This window comes from Spirosoma sp. KCTC 42546 (assembly GCF_006965485.1).
GTDB lineage: Bacteria > Bacteroidota > Bacteroidia > Cytophagales > Spirosomataceae > Spirosoma.
On the sequence record NZ_CP041360.1, the window covers coordinates 1,647,214 to 1,671,754 of the forward strand.

14 protein-coding genes are annotated in these 24,541 nt (G+C 48.2%); 10 read left to right on the forward strand and 4 right to left on the reverse strand.

All coding sequences use genetic code 11. The features are described 5' to 3' along the window. Positions 1-128: 128 nt before the first annotated feature. Both EXU85_RS06650 and EXU85_RS06655 read right to left on the reverse strand, forming a co-directional pair. Complete coding sequence (locus EXU85_RS06650; RefSeq protein ID WP_142771324.1) at positions 129-1,625, reverse strand: L-fucose/L-arabinose isomerase family protein; 1,497 nt, start codon at positions 1,623-1,625, stop codon at positions 129-131. 304 nt (positions 1,626-1,929) lie between these two features. Beyond that, the gene (locus EXU85_RS06655; protein ID WP_142771325.1) at positions 1,930-3,186 is read right to left on the reverse strand and encodes an MFS transporter; all 1,257 of its coding nucleotides are present in this window, start codon (positions 3,184-3,186) and stop codon (positions 1,930-1,932) included. 322 nt (positions 3,187-3,508) lie between these two features. On the opposite strand from EXU85_RS06655, the gene EXU85_RS06660 reads away from it, so the two are divergent. The 4 genes from EXU85_RS06660 (at position 3,509) to EXU85_RS06675 (ending at position 8,864) form a co-directional block, all read left to right on the forward strand. After that, positions 3,509-5,953, forward strand: a complete 2,445-nt coding sequence (locus tag EXU85_RS06660) for a glycoside hydrolase family 2 TIM barrel-domain containing protein (RefSeq protein WP_142771326.1) — start codon at positions 3,509-3,511, stop codon at positions 5,951-5,953. Positions 5,954-6,279: 326 nt separating this feature from the next. Continuing rightward, on the forward strand, positions 6,280-7,008 hold the full coding sequence (locus EXU85_RS06665) for a LytTR family DNA-binding domain-containing protein (RefSeq protein ID WP_142771327.1): 729 nt from the start codon (positions 6,280-6,282) through the stop codon (positions 7,006-7,008). Positions 7,009-7,245: 237 nt separating this feature from the next. Beyond that, positions 7,246-8,385, forward strand: a complete 1,140-nt coding sequence (locus tag EXU85_RS06670) for a VCBS repeat-containing protein (protein ID WP_142771328.1) — start codon at positions 7,246-7,248, stop codon at positions 8,383-8,385. Positions 8,386-8,465: 80 nt separating this feature from the next. After that, positions 8,466-8,864 carry a hypothetical protein gene (locus EXU85_RS06675; protein ID WP_142771329.1) on the forward strand — a complete coding sequence of 133 codons (399 nt, stop codon included), beginning with the start codon at positions 8,466-8,468 and terminating at the stop codon, positions 8,862-8,864. 99 nt (positions 8,865-8,963) lie between these two features. Here the strand turns inward: EXU85_RS06675 and EXU85_RS06680 are convergent, their stop codons facing one another. Beyond that, complete coding sequence (locus EXU85_RS06680) at positions 8,964-10,466, reverse strand: Gfo/Idh/MocA family protein (RefSeq protein ID WP_142771330.1); 1,503 nt, start codon at positions 10,464-10,466, stop codon at positions 8,964-8,966. 108 nt (positions 10,467-10,574) lie between these two features. Beyond that, entirely contained in the window at positions 10,575-11,591 is a 1,017-nt protein-coding gene (locus EXU85_RS06685) for a GntR family transcriptional regulator (RefSeq protein WP_142771331.1), read from the reverse strand. 156 nt (positions 11,592-11,747) lie between these two features. Between EXU85_RS06685 and EXU85_RS06690 the strand changes: the two genes are divergently transcribed. From EXU85_RS06690 to EXU85_RS06715, 6 genes are all read left to right on the forward strand, one after another. Then, positions 11,748-13,883, forward strand: coding sequence for a bifunctional aldolase/short-chain dehydrogenase (locus tag EXU85_RS06690; RefSeq protein ID WP_210422449.1), 2,136 nt, complete (start codon positions 11,748-11,750; stop codon positions 13,881-13,883). Between the two features lie 40 nt (positions 13,884-13,923). Beyond that, entirely contained in the window at positions 13,924-16,290 is a 2,367-nt protein-coding gene (locus EXU85_RS06695; protein WP_210422483.1) for a DUF1549 domain-containing protein, read from the forward strand. A gap of 210 nt (positions 16,291-16,500) precedes the next feature. After that, positions 16,501-17,937, forward strand: a complete 1,437-nt coding sequence (locus tag EXU85_RS06700; RefSeq protein WP_142771333.1) for a DUF1501 domain-containing protein — start codon at positions 16,501-16,503, stop codon at positions 17,935-17,937. A 155-nt stretch (positions 17,938-18,092) separates the two neighbouring features. Then, positions 18,093-20,405: a PSD1 and planctomycete cytochrome C domain-containing protein gene (locus EXU85_RS06705; protein WP_371731991.1), complete on the forward strand. Its 2,313-nt coding sequence runs from the start codon at positions 18,093-18,095 to the stop codon at positions 20,403-20,405. Positions 20,406-20,658: 253 nt separating this feature from the next. Further along, positions 20,659-22,113 carry a DUF1501 domain-containing protein gene (locus EXU85_RS06710; RefSeq protein ID WP_142771335.1) on the forward strand — a complete coding sequence of 485 codons (1,455 nt, stop codon included), beginning with the start codon at positions 20,659-20,661 and terminating at the stop codon, positions 22,111-22,113. Between the two features lie 98 nt (positions 22,114-22,211). Then, positions 22,212-24,398 (forward strand): c-type cytochrome domain-containing protein, encoded by a 2,187-nt coding sequence (locus tag EXU85_RS06715; protein WP_142771336.1) that lies wholly within the window; start codon positions 22,212-22,214, stop codon positions 24,396-24,398. Positions 24,399-24,541: the final 143 nt, after the last annotated feature.

Sequence of the window (24,541 nt, forward strand, 5' to 3'; positions counted from 1 at the left end):
TTAAGGTTTAAGTAGAAAAAATGGATAATGAATAATGTAAAATGAAAAATCGTCGATCGTTAACCGATTGATTATAAAGGTTATGTACCCAGTTTTGCGTTTTACATTATCCATTTTGCATTATTGATTTATCCGTTGATAATGACGGATTCGATCTTCAGGTAATCGGCGATCTTCTGAATCGTTTCGGCATGATGACCGACACCCAGGGCAAAATGATGGGTTGGGCCTTCGTTGATCCAGCGTTTCAGGAACGTACGAACATCTGGTTTGAAGAAGCCGCGCGTATTGGTATTGCCCGTTGGCGGAATAGGCCCTGCAATCGACTCTCCTTCGGCAATGATGAATTTCATTTTACCTTCGTAGGTCGAGTTGATGCTCAGCATCGTAATCGGGCCCTCTTTGATTTTGAATTCGACGCCCGCCCCGAAACCGGGTTTGCCGTGGTATTTTTTCAGGCTTCGTAATACGGGTTGGCCTTCCGCAATGGCGATGTTATGGGGGCCATCGTGACCGACCAGTACAAAGTCTTCCTTGAAATCGACCGGGTGAAACTCGGCGAAACTTCCGCCAATGCCCAGCCGCTCCATGATGAGCATGGCAATACAGGTTTTCAAATCCGATTCACCACACATCGGGAAACCCGCGCCCTGAAGTAAGGAGTTACCCACAATCAAGTTCGACATAACTACTCGGGTGTCACTTTCTTCCGGGCCATCGTAGTAATAGGCAAGCCCATCTAACTTTTTGGCCTTAATGAATTTTTCTAACGCCACAGCCGCCTGAGCCGCAATCTGTAGATCAGAATCCCGCAGCTTTTCGGAGATAGGGTCGGAGACGGGGTCGGGGGTATCGAAAAACGCCAGAATGCGTTCTTTGACAGCCTCGATTTCGCCTTCTGCTGCCTGTTGATACTGCGTAACGATTTCGTGGGCTTCGCACTGAACGATGTGTGCGCCAAAATGAGCGGTCAGCATCGTTGAATCGGAGTGCATGTCCAGCATGGCTTCGATCGGGTGACCAATGTGCCCGATTCTGGCCGTTTTTAAGTCGTGCAAAACAGCCGCAATCCGGCAATATTCACTGATCTCGGCATCGGCAGCCGGGTCGTCATAGAGCGTACCAATAATCATTTGAGGCACTTTTTTGCCCATCCGAACAGCTACACCCGCAAACTCAGGCAAGGCGCAGATGTCGTCGTTGTACAGTTGCAGATAGGTCGATGCCTGACTGTAGTTCATGGCTTTATCAGGCTGAAGGGCTACCAGGACAATAGGCGTGTCGATGCTTTTGATGATCACCCCAAACGTACTTGAGGTTGCATAGGTGAGCATGTCGCAGAAAATCAGGTCCAGATTGGCCGCGTTAAGCTTCGGAACAAGCTCATAGGCTTTCGTAACGTCGTCGACAAGCCCAAAATCAACAATCTCCACCGAGTGTTGGGACTCGATTTTCTCGATGAAGACGGCTTGTTTTTTGAGCAAATCGTCCAGTAATCCATCGAATTGTCCCCAGTATTTAAAATACCCCACACCAAACACCCCAATCCGGGCACGCGTTGGTTTTCGTTTTGCGAATCTGGCTTCATTGGCTTCTGCTACTCCGTTCAGTAATTGGCTCTGCATATAAATTAGAGTTGGTGTCTTTGATTAGAAAGGTTAGTGCACTAAGTTGATTTTGATACTAGTTTTCTTGATTCTAAGCGCCTTGATGGGGCTATGGGACAATCAGATGCCGCATTTAGTCCCTGTGTGACTCAAGCGGGGTCACATCAATAAATAGTCAAAAAAAGTAGTCACCACAGAGGCACAGAGAACACAGAGATTAAACAACTAAAACCAATATTTTACAACTCTGTGCTCTCAATGCCTCAATGGCGGACCACTCTGTGGTTAATTCATTGATAATATTCTGTAAATCAGACAAATGTTAAGGTGTAGGCATAGCCTGGTTAACAAACTCCTGTTTTGCCCCCAGAGCCAGCGTTTTAATCCTGGGAATCAGGACTACCAACAGCACAAACGCCAATGGGTAAAGCAGTCCTGACGCAATCCAGAGGGGTGTATACGAGTATCGTTGAATAACTACGCCCATCAGTGGATTAAGCAATAAACTTGAAACGGCCCCCGCTGTTCCCGAAAGCCCGACCACTGTTGAGGTGGCCTTCTGACCGAACATATCGGAAATTGACGTGATGTAATTCGTGATCCAGAAGCCATGCGCAAACATGAATACCGCCATCAGCGCCACGGCTACCTCTACCGACGAAACCCACGAAATAGCGGGTGCCGAAAGCGTTAACAAAGCCGCAATGCCCATCACCGTTTTTCGGGCTTTATTGATCGAATACTGGTGAGCGATTAATTGCCCCGAAAACCAACCGCCGAGAATGTTGGCAATACCCAGGGCCAAAAAGGGAATCCAGAACAGCTTACCAATCTGGTCAAACGAGACATTCCGAACCGAACTGAGGTACTTCGGAATCCAGAACATCATGAAATAAAACACCGGATCGAGCAGAAACCGGATGATGATGAACACCCAGGTAGGTCGTTTTTTGAGTAACTCGAGAAAAGAAACGGTCTCTTTGGGGCCAGATTCTAACTGAGCCAAACTCGCCATGTTTTCTTTCTTCCAGGGCGTTACTAACCAGGCAATTACCCACACAATGCCAATAAGTCCGGGGATTAGGAAGCCACCACGCCAGCCATAATTTGTCGATAGCCAGATGGTTAGGGGAGGGGCGACTACGGCACCAATAGCCGAGCCCCCAATGGCGATTCCATTCGCTAATGCCCGCTCTTCCTTGTCAAACCACCGATAAACCGTCCAGGCGGCTCCGGGGAAACAACCCCCTTCGCCCATGCCCAGAAAGAACCGGAAGGTCAGTAATTGCGAAAAGGAATTCATGACCGCATGCAGGCTGTTCGCTACCGACCATACACCCACCGAAATTGCCAGCCCCAGTTTACCACCCACCCGGTCAATGAGCCAGCCGCCGAGCGTGAACATAATGGCGTAGCTGATTAGGAAGCTGGTATTGATCAGACCGTATTGCACGTCTGTAATATGAAACTCCTGCTGAATCTTAATGATCGCAATCGACAGCACCTGCCGATCCAGAAAGCTTAAGCCTGTAGCGATAAAGAGAAGGAAAACGATCAACCAGCGGAGATTTTTTTTCATCGAGCTTAACGCACTAAGTTGGGTTGTACAAAGATATAAGTCTGAAACTTTTAAAGTCAAGGGTTATGGTATTTTTTTTTAATCAAATAGAAATAATTCAGCACGGAAATGAGGGAGGTGTACTTTTTGACAGGATTCACAGGATGAACAGGATTTTTATGAGCAAGACCAATCCTGTTCATCCTGTAAATCCTGTCAAAAAGTAAATTTGTTCCTCCCTTGCAAAATCGGTATGATTCTATGAACTGGCCCTTCTAGAGCTGAATACCAGAGGAAAACGCTCATTTCCTACTGAAATAGGTGCCAGGAATCTCACTAGCCAATGTTGAAACTACTACTTTTTGTTTGCAGTTTACTGACGACGATCACTACTTTTTCGCAGACCAAACCAACCCGAACCCGCCTGGTTGACGCCGATTGGCGGTTTTTGAAAGACAGTACGGTTAAGGCGGAACTGCCTACTTACAACGACGCTAACTGGCGAAGGCTTGACTTACCGCACGATTGGAGTATCGAAGATTTGCCAGGCCAGATGCCTAATCAGGTAGCTGGTCCATTTTCGCGCGCCAGCGCAGGAGGCACGTCGACCGGCTACGCTGTTGGGGGAGTAGGCTGGTATCGCAAATCATTTACGATAAATCCGTCAGAAGCTGGAAAGATGGTTGGTATTCAATTCGATGGGGCCTATATGGAAACGGATGTCTGGCTGAACGGGCATCATCTGGGCTATCATCCTTATGGCTATACGTCGTTTGGCTATGACCTGACTCCTTATTTATTGCCGCTTGGTCAGACAAATGTACTGGCGGTTCGCGTAAAGAATCTGGGTCAAAATAGTCGCTGGTATACTGGTTCGGGCATCTACCGGCACGTTTGGCTAACTGTTGCTGAATCCGTGCATATTATCCCGATGGGGGTGTCGATCACAACCCCGCAGGTTTCTGGTAAAACGGCTCAAATACAAGCTATTACCACGATTTCAAATAGTACCGGCAAGCCCATGCCAATTTCGGTGCAAACGACCCTGATGGCCCCGAATGGGAAGTCGGTCGGGACAAGTTGGCAGGAAGTTACCGTATCGGGCAATGGTCGAGTAGATTGTAAACAACTCGTGTCTGTGGCTACTCCGCAGTTATGGTCGACCGAAACGCCCTGGTTGTACCGGGCTAACGTTGTTTTGGTATCAGGTAAAAAACGGCTGGATAGTCTTACGATAGCCTTTGGTATTCGTTCCGTTCAGGTCGATGCTGAACATGGCTTTGTGCTGAATGGGAAACGGGTATTACTGAAAGGTGGCTGTGTTCACCACGATAACGGCCCCTTGGGAGCCGCTGCTATAGATCGGGCTGAAGAACGGAAAGTGGAACTGCTGAAAGCCAATGGATTCAATGCCGTTCGAACGAGTCACAACCCGCCTTCTACGGCTTTTCTGGATGCCTGCGACCGACTGGGACTACTGGTCATCGATGAAGCGTTCGATATGTGGCAACGGCCTAAAAAGCCCCAGGACTATCACCGCTTTTTCGACGAATGGAGACAGCGCGATCTGGAAGCCATGATTCTTCGCGACCGAAATCATCCATCGGTCATTCTGTGGAGCATCGGCAACGAAATCAACGAACGGGCCGATTCATCTGGCCTGACTATTACAAAACAGTTGGCTGATGCAGTGCATCGGTTGGACCCAACGCGTCCGGTTACAGAAGCTCTTTGTGTATTCTGGGAGCATCGTGGTAAAGTTTGGGAAGACTCCGATAAGGCCTTTGCCTTGCTGGATGTGGGCGGTTATAACTACGAATGGAAGCACTATGAGACCGATCATCAGCGCCATCCAAACCGAGTTATATTGGGCACAGAAACCTTCGCAAAGGAAGCGTTTGAAAACTGGCAACAGGTTGAAAAACACCCGTATGTGATTGGTGATTTTGTCTGGACTGCCATGGATTATATGGGCGAAACGGCCATTGGACATGCATTGCTTCAGCCAAAGTCGGCCAAAGACAGTACCCGAGCGGTGTTGCCGTGGCCCTGGTTTAATGCCTGGTGTGGAGACCTGGATCTGATCGGGTTTAAAAAGCCGCAATCCTACTATCGGGATGTGGTCTGGCGTAATCGACCCATTGCAATGGCTGTTCACAGTCCGATTCCTGACGGTATGAAGGAAACCGTTACTAATTGGGGCTGGCCGGATGAACACCAAAGCTGGTCATGGGCAGGAGCCGAAGGGAAGCCGCTTCAGGTGCGGGTTTTCTCACGTAGTTCGCTGGTTCGACTGGAGTTGAACGGCAAACTCATTGGCGAAAAACACTTATCCGACAGCATCATTACGGCGACATTTACGGTCCCGTATCAACCGGGCAGACTCAAAGCAACAAGCTTTGATAGAGGAAAATTGACGGGCTCTACTGAATTGATCACTGCCGGAAAGCCCCATCATCTTCGACTAATAGCCGATCGTGCAACTATCCGAGCCGACCGGTCTGATTTGTCGTATGTATCGGTGGAGGTGGTCGATGCGAACGAAAATCGGGTTCCAGATGGGGCTATTCCCATTTCGTTTCAATTAACAGGCGTTGGTGAACTGGTGGGTGTAGGTACGGCCAACCCAACGGATTTGAGCAGTTTTCAGGCTCCTCAAAAAACAACGTTTCAGGGTCGATGCCTGGCCATTGTTCGCCCGAAGGGAAGGGTAGGGGTTATTTCCATACAGGCTACAGCCCCTAATTTACAAGCGGCAGTAAGGGTTATCAACGTTAAGGAAAATTAGCTTTTCAGACGTGTGTTTACTTGTATAATAACCTGCGTAAGAGAACGGCCTGATAAAGATACTTAGACTTCCAAGTTACTAGTTAGTGACTCTTTCGTCTAAGCACTAGAACTAGCTTTACTACAAAGGAAATACCTCATTTTTCTAGTAAAGGTATTCTAAATCAGAGCTATATGCATGCACTCAACATGGTTTTACTAAGTCGGGGCCACCCTTTTTTAGGGTGATTGCTTACGTATAGGCGTAACCGAAAGAGGAGTAGTATGAATTTTGCTTGTATATTTTTTCGTATTTAGTATCACTACGTAACTTGAATTTGCTATTCTATGAGAATTTACCAGGCCCTTATTATTGAGGACTCTCCACTTTTTGTGGAATTAATAAAGGGTGAATTAGCGAGAATCCCTTTTTTTGATGAGCCTACGGTAGCAACAACAACAGCTGAGGCAAAACAGGCGCTTAAACAAAAACAGTTCGATTTGTTACTAGTCGATATCGAACTTGGAGGTGAGTCCAGCCTGTCATTATTTTCACCCAATGGCAACTTCATTCCCAAAATTGCTATTACGAGCCATGCTGATTACGCCGTTCAGTGTTATGATTTAGGATTTTCTGATTACCTGCTCAAGCCCTTTACTTCAGAGCGGTTTATGCGAGCCATCAATATGAGCATGGGGATACAGATTAATAAGGCCATTTATACCGCCAAAGACTTTATATTTCTTAAAGCCGGTCGGCAGTATCAACGGTTTTCCTTAAATGAAATCGATTATATTGAAGGGTACGGTATCTACAGTAAGCTATACAGCAACCAACAGATTACTATTGTCAATGAATCGCTTGCGTCTTTGGTTGAACGATTGCCAGACAACCAGTTCATGCGGGTGCATAAATCCTTCTTGGTCAATATCGGTAACGTAACAAGCTATGGCCATAATCAACTCTATATTGGCCAACTAAAGGTGCCGATTGGCCAGTCTTATAAGCAGAAGTTCGAAAGCTTTTTCCAGCTTTTCTATCATGATGTTTTCCCTGTCAGAGAGAAAGTAGAGTAAAGTATATGACACCAATTAGTGTTCGTCCAAGTTAGTTTCTACTAGATTCTCTATACCCTGATTTTCAGTCTAATGAACTCTAAAGAATCTACCAGAATGCTTTCTGCGTTCCACCATAGGGAGTACTATAGTAGTCGTGAAAAAGCAGTTACCAATCACTGGATGTTTTATGTTTTAAATGCTTCGAAACAGTAGAAAATAGAAAGAATATAACTTACAGGAGGAAAAACGTACTGTATGCTACGAATCCTTGGTGGTATATCCCTGCTTCTACTCGTTGGTAGTGCAACCGCTCCCGAACCTATACTCCGCTTCAATCGCTATTTTGTGGCTGCCGAAAGCTACGAGTCAGTAGGTGTGTTTGATGTTGACAAAAACGATACCCTCGATATTGTATCCGGCGACTTCTGGTATGAAGGACCGCGCTTTCGTAACCGGCACCTGATTGGAAATGAACCCCGAAAAGATCAGTATTACGACGATTTTTCGACCATTCCGCTCGATGTTAACGGCGATGGCCGTATGGATTTCATAACCGGTGGCTGGTTTGATCAGACATTACGCTGGGTCGAAAATCCAGCAAAAAAAGATAGTCAGTGGCCGTTACACGAGATTGGCAAAGTTGGTAATGTAGAAACGACACGCGCCTGGGATGTAGATGGCGACGGTACCATTGACATTGTACCGAATAACCCGAATAATCCGCTCAAATACATCAAACTGGTAAGTCCGGGTGTCTTCAAGACGGTAACAGTCGCTCCAACCCAGGGACATGGTCTGGGATTTGGGGATATTAACGGCGATGGTCGAGGGGATTTAATTGTCAGTGATGGCTGGCTCGAAGCACCTGTAGACCGGGAGTCTGGTCCTTGGACGTTACATAAAGAGTTTGCTTTTGGCACGGCCAGCGTTCCCATTATTGTGACAGATGTAAATGGCGATCAGCGCAATGACATTATAGTAGGGCAGGGCCACAGTTATGGCTTACACTGGTACGAACAGACTCGTGATGCCAGTGGACAACGCGGTTGGACAAAGCACCTGATTGATGACAAAAATTCCCAGTACCATTGCCTGGAATGGATAGATATTACAGGCGATGGCCGCCCGGAACTGCTAACGGGTAAACGTTTTCGGGCACACAATGGAAGAGACCCCGGCGAAGAAGATCCCGTAGGCCTGTATTATTTTACATGGGACACGTCTAAAAAGCAGTTTGTGAAGCACGACATTGCCTATGGTCAGGCAGGGGTGGGCAAAGGAACGGGTATTTATTTTGCCGTAGCTGATTTGCACAAAACCGGTCGAAAAGACATTGTTGTGGCTGGTAAAGATGGGTTAGTTGTATTTTTTAACGAAGGACTCCCGAAAAAATAGTTAGTGTTAGCCTATATGCGTAGTAGTTTTTAGCGTATTTTTATCAATTGGATTGATCGCTTATCGTAACTACTACCTCTATGCAGCGTGCTCAATTAAAAGAGTTTTACGGCTATGGGCTTATCGTTTTTGTCCTTTTAGCCGTACAGGTTTATTCTGTTTATGTTGCCGCAACAACGGATCTGGCATTGACCTGGAAACATTATGCCGGATTTGGGGCAACGGCTCTGGCGGGTATATTGTGGGCAATTCGTAAACCCCACTACCTATTCTACGCGCTCGGGCTCACGCTTATTTTGGGGTATGAAAATCTTATCGGGTTTACACCTACGCTCGATTTTACAGCTACCCGGTATTACATTAACAACATAGCATTTCCGGTGTCGTATCAGGATTTTTCCATGTATATGCTACTGATCTGGGCGTATGTAGCGCACGCACGATTAAAGACAATGGTGCAGTCGTTGCTAGTGAAGTAAGTAATTGGTGGAATAAGTAAAGTGGGTGGAGTGAGTAAACCAGGTCGTTGATACCTACTCTTTCACTTACTCCACCCACTTTACTTATTCCACTAAATCCTACGCGTTTAACGACCAGCCTTGGCGGTACTCGCGCTTAACGAACTGGTTAGCCTCGTCGAAATTCGTGATTTTCATGTTTTTACCATCCCAGGTCAGTTGTTTCCGGCCAGGATAGTTGAAGCCTTTTCCGTCGGCTTTGGGCGTGCGAACGTTATAGCTACGGATGGCTAAGTTACCCATCAGAACGGATTCGGTCAGTGGTCCGGCAAAATCAAATGACGAAGTCAGTGCTTTGTGCTCTTTGCTGTTGAAACCGGCTTTACACGCTTCAGTCCACAATACCTGGTGTCCATTTTCTGGCAATGGTTTGGAGCCATCGGCAGGTTTTGGTTTCGGATCACCAACTATTTTCTGGCCATCTTTAGTGTAGAGCTTTGGATCTTCACCGTACATGCCACAGATTAGCAATCCTTTGTCGCCGTGAATAAGTACGCCGTTTTCACCATTTTCTGGCATAGGTTCACCGGCTGGCAGCATCTCTGGACGGAACGGACGAATACCCCCATCTTCCCAGATCATTTTTACCACCGACTTATTTTTGGCCGTTGCCGGGAATTTCAACTCCACGTGCGACGACGGTGGGCAACCTTCAGGAATGTACTCAGGTGTCCAGTCTTTGATAAATACCTGTCCAACGCTGGTTTCAACTTCGGTTGGGTAACCCAGGCCGAGTACGCGGAACGGGGTGTCCATGATGTGGCAACCGATGTCGCCCAACGCGCCAGCACCAAAGTTCCACCAGCCACGCCATTTGAATGGGTGATAGGCAGGCGTATAGCCAACTTTTTGAGCGGGTCCGAGCCAAAGATCCCAATCCAGATCAACAGGAGTTTCGGAGGCTGGTTGTGGAACCGGAATACCTTGTGGCCAAACGGGTCGGTTGGTCCAGAGGTTAACGGTGTGCACCGTTCCCAACAGTCCTTTGTCGAACCATTCCACCATTTGTTTCTGCTGTGGATTAGACGATCCCTGGTTACCCATTTGGGTCACAACCTTGTATTTACGAGCGGCCTCGGTGAGCATCCGGGCTTCGTAAATGTTGTGTGTCAGGGGTTTCTGTACATACACGTGCTTACCGCGCTGCATGGCTGCCATCGCTACAACGGCGTGTGTATGGTCGGCGGTTGATACGGTCACGGCGTCAATAGCTTTGCCTTCCTTATCCAGCATCTCCCGGAAATCCTTATACCGTTTTGCGTTGGGGTGCTTAGTGAAGTTTTCTTTAACGCGGGGGAGGCCCCAGTCTACATCGCAAAGAGCCACAATGTTGTTGGCTCCGTTGTTGTATGAGTTATTGGTATCACTGAACCCTTTACCGCCAAAACCGACACCGGCAATGTTGAGTTTGTCGCTGGGTGCAATGAAACCTTTGCCACCGAGTACATGGCGAGGTACGATAAAGAAACTGGTAGCCGCTAACGCGCTAGCCTGAATGAATTGCCGTCTCGAAGTTGTGCCTGGGCTGTTTTGCTCAGGCGTAGAGTTATCTGACTGATTCATGAGAAAATGAATAGGAGTTCTAACTGATAAGAATATATACGGCGAAATTTACCCAAAAGGCTACTATGATTTTTCAGCTACAGATAAATCCGGCGATGTACTCAGTGGTTACAGCGATTTGCGCACAATAAGCCGAAACGGGTTTTCTACGTGTTCGACACTGGCGTTCAGGACTAAGCGAGCGGCTGTTCGGCCCATTTGGGCGAAATCGGTGGAGATCACGGTAATTCCATCCAGTAAAAACTCTTTCAGGGGTGTATCATTGTACGAAAGAATGCCCACTTCCTGCCCAACAATATAAGGCGTTTCTTTTATGCGCTTGATGAGCTCAACCAGATCTTCTTCCATCAGATTGATATAGGCGTGGCCTGGCTGAATGACCTCATTCTGAACGGTATTGATCACCCTGGTTTTGAATCCGTGCTCATAACAGAATTTGTAAAATCCGTTCAGAATGGCCTTGGGGTGGTAACTATACGAAGGAAATAACATGCCCAGGGTCGAGTACTTTTTCAGCAGTGGGAGTGCATCGGTTAGTGACTGATACAGGTCGCGTTCAAAATTCTGGAATACCGCACCATAGCTGCCCGTTATCCCCTCCACTAACTTATCCAGAATAATTAATTTGTGCTTTGGCAAACTGTTGATCAATTCATCGGCTTTTTCGCCACCCTCAAAAAAATGGCCGATGATCACGTAATGGGTATGATTGCGAGCCTGCCGCTGAATCAAATCCCGAAATAGCCGAAAGTCATTGTTGTAGATAAAAAAGTCAATGGCCACACCCGGCCCCAGTAGTTCAACAAAGGAGTCGTAAATGATTTTTTTGTGGGCGCTTAACTTGTTGAATAACAGGAATATTTTCAGGTTGTTTCCGGTGGGTGTGTAGTTAATGTAAAAACCTTTTCCTTTTACCGCGCCAATAATTTCCTTCTCTTTCAGGAGTTCGTAGGCCCGCTCGATCGTACCCTTCGAGATATCGAATTCGGCACACAGTTCATGGATAGACGGTAGTTTGTCGCCCGGCAGAATATCCCGATTTTCAATGCCTTCTACTATTGAATTATAAATCTGCTGGTATTTGGGCGTATTTGAATAGTCGTTAATCTTTATGTGATAAAGCATGGGCTATTGGTTTCGTACAAAAAAATACTCTTAATGGTCAAAATACTAGGACAGTATAGGAAAGTCTCTGGGTAACGACCGCCTACTTTCAGCCTTCATTAGACAAAAGCGATCAAGCACTAATACTAATCATATAACCTATCTAATTACTCAGTTATGCTATCAGCTATCAAAGCCTATCGACACGTCAGTTACTTATGGGATGAAGAAAAAGCGGCCTCTCTGGCTAATGCCGATCCACAGGAGCAGGAAGTTGCTTTACTGCTTTATCGCTCCAATTTGTTGGGGGCCGATTTGCGTCTTACCAATTACGGCGGAGGCAATACATCCTGCAAAACCACGGCCCGCGATCCACTCACCGGGAAGCCTACCGAAGTAATGTGGATAAAAGGTTCCGGGGGCGATATTGGCACCCTCACACGTGGTGGACTGGCGGCTCTGTATATGAATCGATTGCATAGTCTTAAAGAAGTATACCGGGGTCTTGAATTTGAAGACGAAATGGTTGAGTTGTTCAATTACAGTATTTTCGATTTAGCCTCTAAAGCCCCTTCTATTGACACACCGCTACACGGTTTTTTGCCCTATAAGCACATCGACCACCTTCACCCCGATGCCGCCATTGCTATTGCAGCGGCCAAAGACGGTAAACGGATTACGGAAGAATTATTCAATGGGGCTATTGGCTGGGTCGACTGGCAGCGGCCGGGCTTCGATCTGGGCCTGAAACTGGAGCAGTGCATCACCGAAAATCCCAACCTGCGGGGAATTATGTTAGGCTCTCACGGCCTGTTCACCTGGGGTGACACGGCCTATGAAAGTTACGTGAATACCCTCGACGTTATTGAAACCTGCGCCCAGTTTCTGGAAGATAGCTATACGAAGAATGGGCCTCAATTTGGTGGCTCAGTCCGTGAATCCTTACCGAAAGAAGACCGCCAAACCCAGGCCGCGCAACTAGCTCCCATTCTTCGGGGACTGTGTTCGAGCCAGAACCGCATGATCGGGCATTTTACCGACGATGATCGGGTGCTGGAATTTATCAACTCGGCCGATCTCGACCGGCTGGCCCCAATGGGCACCAGCTGCCCGGACCACTTTCTGCGCACGAAGATCAGCCCGCTTGTGCTGGAATTAGCTCCCGATCAGGACGTGACCGATGGTACTGCTATTCGGGAGAAATTGACGCCTGCTTTCGAGGCCTATCGCGACATGTATCAGGCGTATTATGATACGTGTAAGCATCCTAACTCCCCAGCTATTCGCGATAAAAATCCGGTCGTTATTCTTTGGCCAGGCGTTGGTATGTTCACGTTCGCGAAGGACAAACAGACGGCTCGTGTGGCGGCTGAGTTCTATATCAATGCCATCAACGTGATGAAGGGTGCCGAAGCCATTTCGGGTTATACTTCATTGCCGAGACAGGAAGCCTTCAACATTGAATATTGGCTTTTGGAAGAAGCCAAACTTCAGCGAATGCCCAAGCCCAAGCCATTGACCGGCAAGGTCGCGCTCATTACGGGTAGCGCGGGTGGCATTGGAAAGGCCATCGCCAAAAAGTTTGCGGATGAAGGGGCTTGCGTCGTGATCAATGATAATGATGCCGACCGGCTTTCATCAGCCAACGACGAATTTCGGAAACAATACGGCAGAGATACACACGCGATAGCCCAACTCGATGTAACCAGCACAGACGCGATTGCAGGTGCTTACAAGACGGCTAGTTTAGCCTTTGGCGGTGTCGATATTGTGGTCAATTGTGCGGGCTTGTCCATCTCCAAGCCCATTGAAGAACACACCGAGGCCGATTGGGATTTGCTGTATGATGTGCTCGTAAAAGGGCAGTTTTTGGTTACCCAACAAGGCGTTGCCATCATGCGCAAACAGGATTTGGGGGGCGATGTACTCAATATCGTCAGTAAAAACGCATTGGTTTCTGGTCCGAATAATGCCGGATATGGTTCGGCCAAAGCGGCCCAACTGCACCTGAGCCGATTGAATGCCGCCGAACTGGGTAAAGATCATATTCGCGTCAATGTGGTTAATCCAGATGCGGTTATTTCTGATTCCAAAATATGGGCGGGTGCCTGGGCCGAAGGTCGTGCCAAAGCCTATGGCATAACTGTGGCTGAATTACCGGCCTATTACGCTAAACGGACTCTTCTGAACGAAATCATCCTGCCCGAAGATATTGCCAATGCCTGTCTGGCCTTTGTGAATGGCCTATTAAGCAAATCGACAGGTAATGTACTTAATGTAGATGGAGGGGTTGCCATGGCCTTTGTCAGGTAACGGCAGTAAATCAGAGACTTCGAGTACTTTTTTCGACGTGATAGCAATCTTAACTGAATCGTTTTGGCTCTGGCAATTTCTGGGCCGTTTACATCCACTAATCGTTCATTTTCCGGTTGGACTTTTGTGCATAGCCTTATTGCTCGAAGTTGTCGGTTGGTTTCGTAAGTCGACCGATATGCAGGCAGGCATCCGGGCTATGGTCTGGGTTGGGGCCATCAGTTCGGTGGTGGCCGCAGCCCTGGGATTGGTATTAGTAAATCAGGACGATTACGGCGGAAGCACCGTAACCATTCACCAATGGTCGGGATTAGCAACGATGGTCCTGGCGATAGGGACGGTACTCGCGCTACGGAGTGGTCGTATCGAGTTATATCGAAGTTTGTTGTTCATAACGGTCGTTGGGGTGAGCCTGGCCGGACATTATGGGGCCATGCTCACCCACGGCGACGATTATCTGAGCAGCGTACTGCCGTTTGGCAAAGGGGCTGGCAGTAGTCCAGTAGGAGAGGAGTCGAAATTTGCCTTTGCGAGTGCGACTGCTGGCCAACCCCTAAACGACAAGCAGATTGGAGAATTGAACCTGGAAGTCCGGTCCATTCTGGCGCATAATTGCTACAGCTGTCATAGCGCGACCAAAACCAAAGGTGGTTTGCGGCTGGATAAAAAAGAGTTCGTGATGAAAGGGGGCGAGGATGGCGAGATTTTAGTAGCTGGACACCCCGAAAAGAGCGATATAATCCGACGCATCAAACTCCCGGCGGGTCACGACGATGCCATGCCGACCAAAGGTAAGCGCCTGTCCGACCACGACATTGCTCTGCTCGAATTCTGGATTCAACAGGGAGCACCCTGGCCGAGTGGTGCCGAAAAAAGCATTTATCGGGTAGCTGATTTAGAGCCACGCCTGCCTGCTTTGCCTGACGCTCCGGCTGGTATTACAAACCCCGTTGACCGCTTCGTGAACGTCTATTTTCAGCAACACAAACTTGCCTGGAAAAACGTCGTAGACGATCGTACGTACATGCGCCGGGTTTATCTGGATGTGGTAGGATTGCTCCCAAGCCCCGAAAAGCTAAAAGCCTTTGAAGCCGATCCCCGGCCCAACAAACGAGAGCTTTTGGTCAACGAATTACTTGGTCGGAATACGGATTATGCCCAGCACTGGCTAACATTCTGGAACGATGCGCTCCGCAATGATTACACGGGTACTGGCTACATTACCGGCGGTCGATTCGATATTACGAACTGGTTGTATACGTCCCTGAAAACGAACAAACCGTACAACCAGTTTGTCCGGGAACTCGTGAGTCCAACCAAAGAGTCGGCGGGGTTTATTAAAGGGATAAAATGGCGGGGTACGATCAATTCGAGTCAGCGGACAGAAATGCAGGCCGCTCAAAACGTGTCGCAGGTGTTGTTGGGGCTGAATCTGAAATGCGCTTCCTGCCACGACAGCTTTATCAGCGACTGGAAACTGGCCGATGCCTACGCCTTTGCCAATGTGTTTGCCGATACAACGCTGGAAATAAACCGGTGTGATAAACCTACGGGCAAACTCGCTGGTACGAAGATCATTTTTGAGAAACTGGGAACAATCAACGACAAGGCCACTACCGACGAACGACTCCGTGAACTGGCTAATTTTCTGGTTCAGCCCAAAGATGGTCGCTTATATCGCACCGTTGTGAACCGGATTTGGGCGCAGGTAATGGGCCGGGGTATTATCGAACCTGTCGATATGATGGATAACGAACCCTGGAGTCAGGATTTGCTCGACTGGCTGGCGTCTGATTTTGCTACGAATGGCTACGATATCAAGAAGCTGATGTTCACCATTCTGACTTCCAAAACGTATCAGTTGCCCTCCGTTGGTCTTAAAGATGCTGAGTTGATTACATCGCCCAACTTTGTTTTTCAGGGTATGGTACGACGTCGGCTTACGGCCGAGCAGTTTGCCGATGCAGTGAGTCTGGCGTTTAGTCCGATTTACGTAGATACGTCCATTGTGGAGAAGCAGTTTCCGAAACAACTCAAGAAGGAAATGCCCTTCCCACGAGCATCGTTGGTGAAGAATGATCCATTCTTAACAGCCCTGGGTCGGCCAAATCGCGAAACGGTGAGCACTAGTCGGTCGTCGCAGGCCAACCTGTTGCAGGCACTGGAATTGACCAACGGCGAGAAATTCAACGACGCGCTTAAACGGGGTGCCCAGCAATGGAAAGCTACTTATCCTAATTCTGATGCGCTGGTGAAAAACCTGTACTGGAAAGCCCTGGGCCGCGAGCCAAAGCCAAACGAATTAGCCATTGCTCAGAAAATTGTTGGGAAGAACCCGACTACAGAAGGCATTCAGGATCTGGTCTGGGCCATCAGCCTGCACCCCGAATTTCAGTTGATTTACTGAGTTTTTGACACAGATGTGATGTCAGGTTCTTCAACCTGATATTTTAGGTTTCTCAAAACCTATCGGTACAAATAGTAGGTTTTGAGAAACCTAAGATGTCGGTTATAAGTAACCGACATCACGAATAGGATAGTAAAAAACAACATCTAGTGCCTTATAACTACCTGATGTACAACCGGTCGGTATGGGTACTTTGGAGGGCGCAACAACATGAAAACGTACTGGAATAGACGGGAGTTTCTACAGAAAACAAGTGCGGCTACCATGGCCGCTCTGGCAGCCGGTGCACCCATATCGAGTTTATTATCAGGTTGCAGCCGGACCCGAAAACCTGGAGAAACAGCTGGTACTGCCGATACCGTGATTCTGCTTTGGATGGCGGGTGGCATGGCTCATACCGAAACCTTCGATCCCAAACGCTATACGCCGTTTCAGAAGGGTATGGAGGGTAATCGGGTTCTGAGTACGTTCAAGCCCGTGCCAACGGTGCTGGATGGCATTCACTTTTCGGAAGGACTCGAATCCATTGGCAAGGTCATGGATAAGGGAACGCTGATTCGGTCGTATGTCGCTGCCGATATGGGGCATATTCTGCACTCGCGTCATCAGTACCATTGGCACACCTGCTACGAGCCGCCCCAAACGGTGGCGGCTCCACATTTAGGTTCCTGGATCGCGAAAGAGCTAGGCCCAAAAAATCCAGTAATTCCAGCCTTTGTCGATATTGGCCAGCGGTTTACGGTAGGTGAAGCCGAAGAGCTGAAAGCGTTTCATACCGCTGGTTTTCTGGGCAATGAGTTTGGGCCATTCTTTATTCCCGATCCGAGTCAGGGACTGGAAAGCGTTCGACCGCCGGTGGGGATGGATGCCAAACGGTTTGAGCGCCGAAATCAACTCTACAATGACCTGATCAGTAACGGCCCGATGGGTGAGTTCGGCAGCGATTACCAGAAAGAATCGCTCAAACGCTCGATGGAGCAGGCATATATGCTCCTTAATTCGCCCGAAGCCAAGGCGTTTGATCTGAGCAAAGAACCCAAAGCCAGCTACGACATTTACAACACAGGTAAGTTCGGGCTGGGTTGCCTGCTCGCCCGCCGACTCACCGAACAGGGTGCCCGGTTCATCAGCGTTACCACAGAATACGAACCGTTTAAGGGTTGGGATACGCACGAAAATGGCCATACGCGTCTGGAAGACATGAAAAAGCAGATCGACGGCCCCATCGCGCAACTGATAAAAGATCTGGATAAAAGCGGACACCTGGATCGTACTATGGTGATACTGGCCAGCGAATTTAGCCGGGATATGATGGTTGAAGGGCGGCCAGGGGCTAAAGTACTGGAACAGGTCAATCAGCCTGATATTCTGTCTGACCTGAAATTCTACGGCATGCACCGTCATTTTACCGACGGTTGTTCTATTCTCATGTTTGGTGGCGGTATAAAAAAGGGCTTTGTTTATGGCAAAACCGCCGACGAACGTCCCTGCAAAACCATCGAAAATCCGGTGCGTATCGACGGCATTCACCAAACGATTTACCACGCATTAGGCATTGCGCCAGATACGCATTATGAGGTGGAGAAACGTCCATTTTATTCGACTCCCGATGGGTTAGGTAAACCCGTCATGGACTTGCTGGTGTGAGGATTGGGTAAAAAAATATTAACCACAGAGGCACAGAGAACACAGAGATTTAACCATCAAAAAGTTAGGCATTTAAAACGCTGTATTCTCTGTGCCTCTGTGGTTAAAAAGAATACGACTAACAGTACTTTAGTAAACAAATCGTTGTTATGCGAATGAGTCCATACTATTTGCTGGCTGTGATTGCGGGGTTGGTGTGGTATATGCAATCCTGCACGACGAGTTCTGGTAATCATACGGGATCGGAGGCCATTCCGGACGTGGTTAGCTATAACTTTGACATCCGGCCTATTCTTTCCGATAAATGCCTGGCGTGTCATGGCCCGGATGCCAATAAGCGCGAAGCTGGCCTTCGGCTCGATATGGCCGAAAGTGCCTATAAAGCCCTGAAGGAGCATCCGTCAGCGCATGCCCTGGTACCCGGAAAGCCAGAATTGTCGGAAGTGTTCTTGCGGATCAGCTCGACCGATACTGCGACGATGATGCCTCCACCCTCGTCGAATCTGAAACTGTCGGCGCGCGAAATAAAACTCATCGAGAAATGGATTCAGCAGGGAGCAACCTACGAAAAACACTGGGCGTTTGTCGCCCCGAAGAAACCAGCAATCCCGCAGGTAAAACAAACCGACTGGCCCAGAAACGAAATTGATTATTTCATTCTGCAAAAACAGGAAGAGAAGGGCATAAAACCCAACGACGAAGCCGATAAAGAGCGGTTGCTGAAGCGGTTAAGTCTGGATTTGGTTGGGTTGCCGCCGAGCCTGCAACTAATGGATAGTTTTCTGGCCGATAAGAGTGCTAATGCCTACGAGAAAGTTGTCGATCAATTATTGAAGAACCCGGCCTACGGCGAAAAAATGGCCCTGCATTGGCTGGATTTGGCCCGATATGCCGATTCGCACGGGTATCAGGACGATGGCTACCGAACACAGTGGCCCTGGCGGGATTGGGTGATTCATGCGTTCAACAAAAACATGCATTACAACGATTTCGTGACCTGGCAATTGGCGGGCGACTTGATGCCTAACTCGACTAAAGAGCAGTTGCTTGCAACGGGTTTCAATCGGAATCACAAAATAACCGAGGAAGGGGGCACCATTCCCGAAGAATACCGGACCATGTACGTAACGGATCGGAATGATCTGTTCGGCAAGGGATTATTGGGCGTAACCATCGAATGCGCGCATTGTCACGACCATAAATACGATCCATTTTCGCACAAAGAATATTACCAGCTCTTCGCATTTTTCAACAATGTGAAGGAGGTCGGTATCGAATCGGTGATTGGTGGCCCTGATACCTATGCCAAAAAGCCGCTGATGGAAATCTGCGATGAGGATATCCAAAGCATTTTGTCGTTCGTGAATAAGCGGGATACCAACCGCCTGATTGTGTCGGTGATGGGTGATCTGGATACGACCCGGAAAACATTTGTATTGAAGCGAGGTGCGTACGATGCGCCCGGCGAAGAAGTTCAACCCGGAACGCCCAAAGCAATTCTTCCATTCGATCCAAGCTATCCTAAAAACCGACTAGGCCTGTCGAAGTGGCTGTTCGACAAAAAGAATCCGCTCACAGCCCGCGTCTATGTCAATCATTTATGGCAGGAGTTTTTCGGGAAAGGTATCGTTAAAACCTCCGGCGATTTTGGCATGCAGGGTGATTTGCCAACGCACCCTGCTCTCCTCGACTGGCTGGCTGTCGATTTTATGGATCACGGCTGGGATATCAAACGACTGGTTAAGCAGATGGTGACCTCGGCCACCTATCGTCAATCCGCCAAAATTACCCCGGATAAGCTAGCCGCCGACCCCGATAACGTGCTGCTGGCCCGAGGGCCACGTTATCGTATTGATGCTGAATTTGTCAAAGATTTAGTGCTGAGCAGTAGCGGATTATTGAATCCAACCATTGGTGGGCCAAGTGTAAAACCGTATCAGCCTGCCGGACTGTGGGAGGGCGCAACGTCGGGTCGTGGGCTATTGTCGGCTTATAATCAGGATCATGGCTCAAGCCTGTATCGGCGCGGTATGTACACGCTCATTAAGCGCACCGTTCCCCCGCCTTCAATGGCCATTTTCGATGCCAGCAACCGCGACCTCTGTGAGGTCAGGCGCCTGAAAACCAACACACCTTTGCAGGCATTGGTGATGCTTAATGACCCAACGGTGTTGGAAGCGTCTCGGGTATTAGCCGCCCGACTATTGCAGGAAAATAGTGCGGTGAACGATAAGATCAATAAAGCCTTTCGGCTGATCGTGAGTCGGAAACCAAACGAAAAAGAAACCGATCTGCTAACGGCGTACTACGAGAAGGAGTTGAAAAAGCTGACGCCAGCCAGTACCGAAAAATCACTGGCTATTGGTGAATATCCCATTCCCGCGCAAATTGACAAGACCAAATTGGCCGCACTGATGCGTGTAGTATCGACCATCTACAATCTGGAGGAAACCATTACAAAGTCTTAAAATACCCCTAAATCCCCTAAAGAGGACTTTTTTTAATGTCAGACAAAGTCCCCTGATTGATCTGCATTAAATAACCGCCTAAATAAAACTTGTCCTTTTTGGGCTTTCAAAACCCCCAACCCCCTGAAGGGGGGCTTTTCTCCCCAGTGAACTTAGCCCCCTTCAGGGGGTTGGGGGTTTTGAAGACTAGCAAAACGGCGATTAATTTCTTCAAGTTAATTAGGGGATTTAGGGATTTAGATATACGGAACTCATGGAAAAAGAAATTCTCGAACACGGTCTGAATTTTAACCGGCGTCGCTTCCTCTCCCGATTGAGTTTGGGATTAGGCAGCGCGGCTCTGGGTTCGTTGCTGATTCCCGATCTGTTCAGTGGAAACGGGATGGACGAAGAGGGGCTAACGCCCGGAATCCCACATTTCGCTCCGAAGGCAAAACGAGTGATTTACCTCTTCCAGAACGGAGCCCCGTCGCAACAGGAATTGTTTGATTACAAGCCTAAACTGCAGGAGATGATGGGGCAGGAGATACCCCCTTCGGTGCGCGGAACACAACGATTGACGGGCATGACGGCCAATCAGAAAGAGTTTCCGCTGGTGGGTTCGTTTGTTGATTTTAAGCAATATGGCCAGTCACGGGCATGGGTCAGTGATCTGTTCCCGTACACGGCCAAAATTGTGGATGATCTCTGCATTGTGAAATCCATGTTTACCGAGGCTATTAACCATGACCCAGCGCTCACCTTTTTACAAACCGGTTCGCAGCAGGGAAATCGACCAAGTATGGGTTCGTGGTTGAGTTATGGATTGGGGAACGAAAACAAAAACCTACCCAATTTTACGGTATTGCTATCGCGGGGGATTGGCAATGGGCAGGGTGTTTATTCCAAGTTATGGTCGAATGGGTTCCTGGATTCCATTCATCAGGGCGTTCAGTTCAGCAAGGGCGAAGACCCCGTTTTGTACTTGCGCGATCCTGACGGCATGAATCGGCAGGATCGTCGGGATATGCTCGATAATCTGGCGCAACTCAACGATCTGTCGTATCAGGAGTTTGGCGATCCGGAGATAACGGCCAAGGTAAAACAGTACGAAATGGCGTATCGGATGCAAACCGCCGTACCCGAGGTCATGGATTTATCGAAGGAGCCAGACGATATCATCAAACTCTACGGCCCAGATTGCCTGGTGCCGGGTACGTTTGCCGCCAACTGCCTGCTCGCCCGAAAATTATCGGAAAATGGGGTTCGCTTTGTTCAGTTGTACCATCAAGGCTGGGATCAGCATGGGAATCTACCATTTGAGATCGCCAAGCAAGCGAAAGACGTCGACCAGGCATCGGCGGCTTTAGTGACCGATCTGAAACAACGGGGTTTACTTGACGAAACGCTGGTGATTTGGGGTGGTGAGTTCGGCCGAACCAGCTATACGCAGGGCAAACTGACCAAGGATAATTACGGTCGGGATCACCATCCCCGTTGCTTCACGATCTGGATGGCGGGTGGCGGTATCAAGCCCGGCATCGTATACGGCGAAACCGATGAGATGGGCTATAATATCATCAAAGACCCCGTCCATGTGCATGATTTTCAGGCTACGGTGCTGAACCAAATGGGCCTTAACCATGAGAAGCTGATCTTCAAACACCTGGGCCGTCGATACCGATTGACCGACGTTTCTGGGAAAGTGGTGCACGATATTATTGCCTGATTTTTCTTTGACAGGATTACAGGATTAACAGGATTTTCAATGAGTTACTGTTTCCTATCGCTATCCTGTTAATCCTGTAATCCTGTCAAAAAATTGAAATGAATAAAAGGCTCATTGGGTTTGCAGAACAGGCGTTGTTTGCCTCGACAATCTTCATCCTGTTTTTGTTGGTCTTCAACAACAGATTCGTTGTCCCTCTTTGGCTGCAACCATTGGGGCGAATGCATCCATTACTGCTCCACTTCCCAATTGTGATTTTGTTTCTGGCCATGATTATGGAATCTTTCCGCTTTCGGATGGCCAGTGCTGCGAACCCTGCCGTTTCGGAGTTTTATCGGGATTTTCTGAGTGGGTTACTGCTTCTTGGCGCGTTATCGGCTGGGGTTACGGTCATTATGGGTTTGTTTTTATCCAAGGAGGATGGCTACAGCGGACAGGCGCTTCAGTGGCATAAATGGACAGGCGTGGGTATCTTTTTTCTGGCAACGCTTGTTTACTGGATGCGTACTAAATCTTGGTACAGCGCCCGGATTGCCCAGCTTGGAGCATTGACAACGGTTCTCTTTTTGATTGGGGCAGGACACTACGGAGCCACCTTAACTCACGGCGATAATTTCCTATTCGAACCGGTAAGCAGTCGATTCAAACCGGCTCCAGTTGCGCTTGATAAGGCACTCGTTTATGACGATGTCATTCAACCTATTTTCGAACAGAAGTGCATCAGTTGCCATAATGAAGATAAACTGAAAGGACAGTTGAATCTCGCTTCAGTTGAGGCTATGTTGAAAGGTGGCAAAACGGGTAAGCTATTCGTGGCCGGGAAGCCCGACATGAGCTTACTCCTGCAACGAATTCACCTGCCAATAGACGAAAAGAAGCATATGCCACCGTCGGGTAAAAGCCAGCTTACTCCACAGGAAATGGCCTTGTTAGCTCTGTGGATAAAAAGCAATGCCGAACATAAAAAGAAAGTAATCGACTTGCCCCCCACCGACTCGTTGCGCCTGATGGCAACTGCCTTGTTCAAACCTGTTGATCAAGTTGACGAGTTTGAGTTCGATGCTGCTGATGAAGAGCTAGTTAACGGGTTAAATAACGATTATCGCACGGTGGCCCCATTGGCCAGGGAATCCCCTGCGCTGGCGGTCAATCTCTATAATAAAGCGTCGTACACGCCCGAAAAACTGGCTGAACTAAGCCCCGTGAAAGAGCAGATTGTCTATCTGAATCTTAACAAAATGCCGGTTAAAGATGCTGATTTGAAACGGATCAGCGAGTTTGAGAATCTCCGGAAACTTGACCTCAATTTTACCGATATAAACGGGGCCGGTTTGGCCGAACTAGCCGCGCTAAAGCAGTTGCACACGCTTGCGCTATCAGGTACCAACGTGACGTATGATGCGCTGCAAAAGCAACTGAGTAGCTTGAAGCAACTGAAAACAATTTCGCTTTGGGAAACAAAATTGACTCCTTCCCAGATCGAGCAATTGCAAAAGGCCAACAAGCGTATTCAATTCATTGCTGGATTTGACGGCGCCAAAAGCGAACCCATTAAGTTGAACCCACCGCAAATAAAAAACAGCTCAACTATATTTACCCAAGCCATAGCGCTCCAATTAAAACACCCGATTAAAGGCGTTGATATTCGCTATACAACCGATGGCACGGAGCCCGATAGTATTCACTCGCCACTATTTACCAATCAAACCACACTTACCCAGCCAACCCTGATCAAGGCGAAGGCCTACAAGACAGGTTGGTATGGTAGCAATGTGGCAACGTTCGATTTTTATAAGAGTACGTATAAACCCGACAGTGTGAATTTGCTCCTGCCACTCAATCCGGTTCATCAGGCCGACGGCGCTCACACGTTTTTTGATGGTCGACTGGGTACGTTCAATGCCAACAGCCCGGCTTGGGCCAATAACTGGGCGGGGTTCCGAAAAAATGACATGGCGCTGGTGTCGGAATTTAAAAAGCCAGTCACGGTATCCTCTGTTGCCTTACGGGTTATGGTTGAGGAAGAAACCGGTATCTTCCCGCCAGGCACGGTTGAGATTTGGGGAGGAAACAGTAGAGAGCATATGAAACTAATCGCCACCTTCAAACCTGACCAACCCATCAAAAAAAGTCCCCCAACATTAAAAGCGGTTAGCTGTTCCTTTAAACCACAAACGCTTTCCTTTCTGAAGATTATAGCCAGACCAGTCAATCCACTTCCCGACTGGCATGCCAACAAAGGAAAGCAAGCCTTACTGCTTGTTGATGAGGTATTTATCAATTAGAGTTAACTAACTTACTCTGCTTAATTCTCCACGTTGTAGTTGATTAGGTGACTGATAATTAGTCGCTAATAACCTCTTGTTTCTTAAATAAGAAAACAAACCATCAAATAGTAATAGATAATTTTTATAAATAATTGCACCAA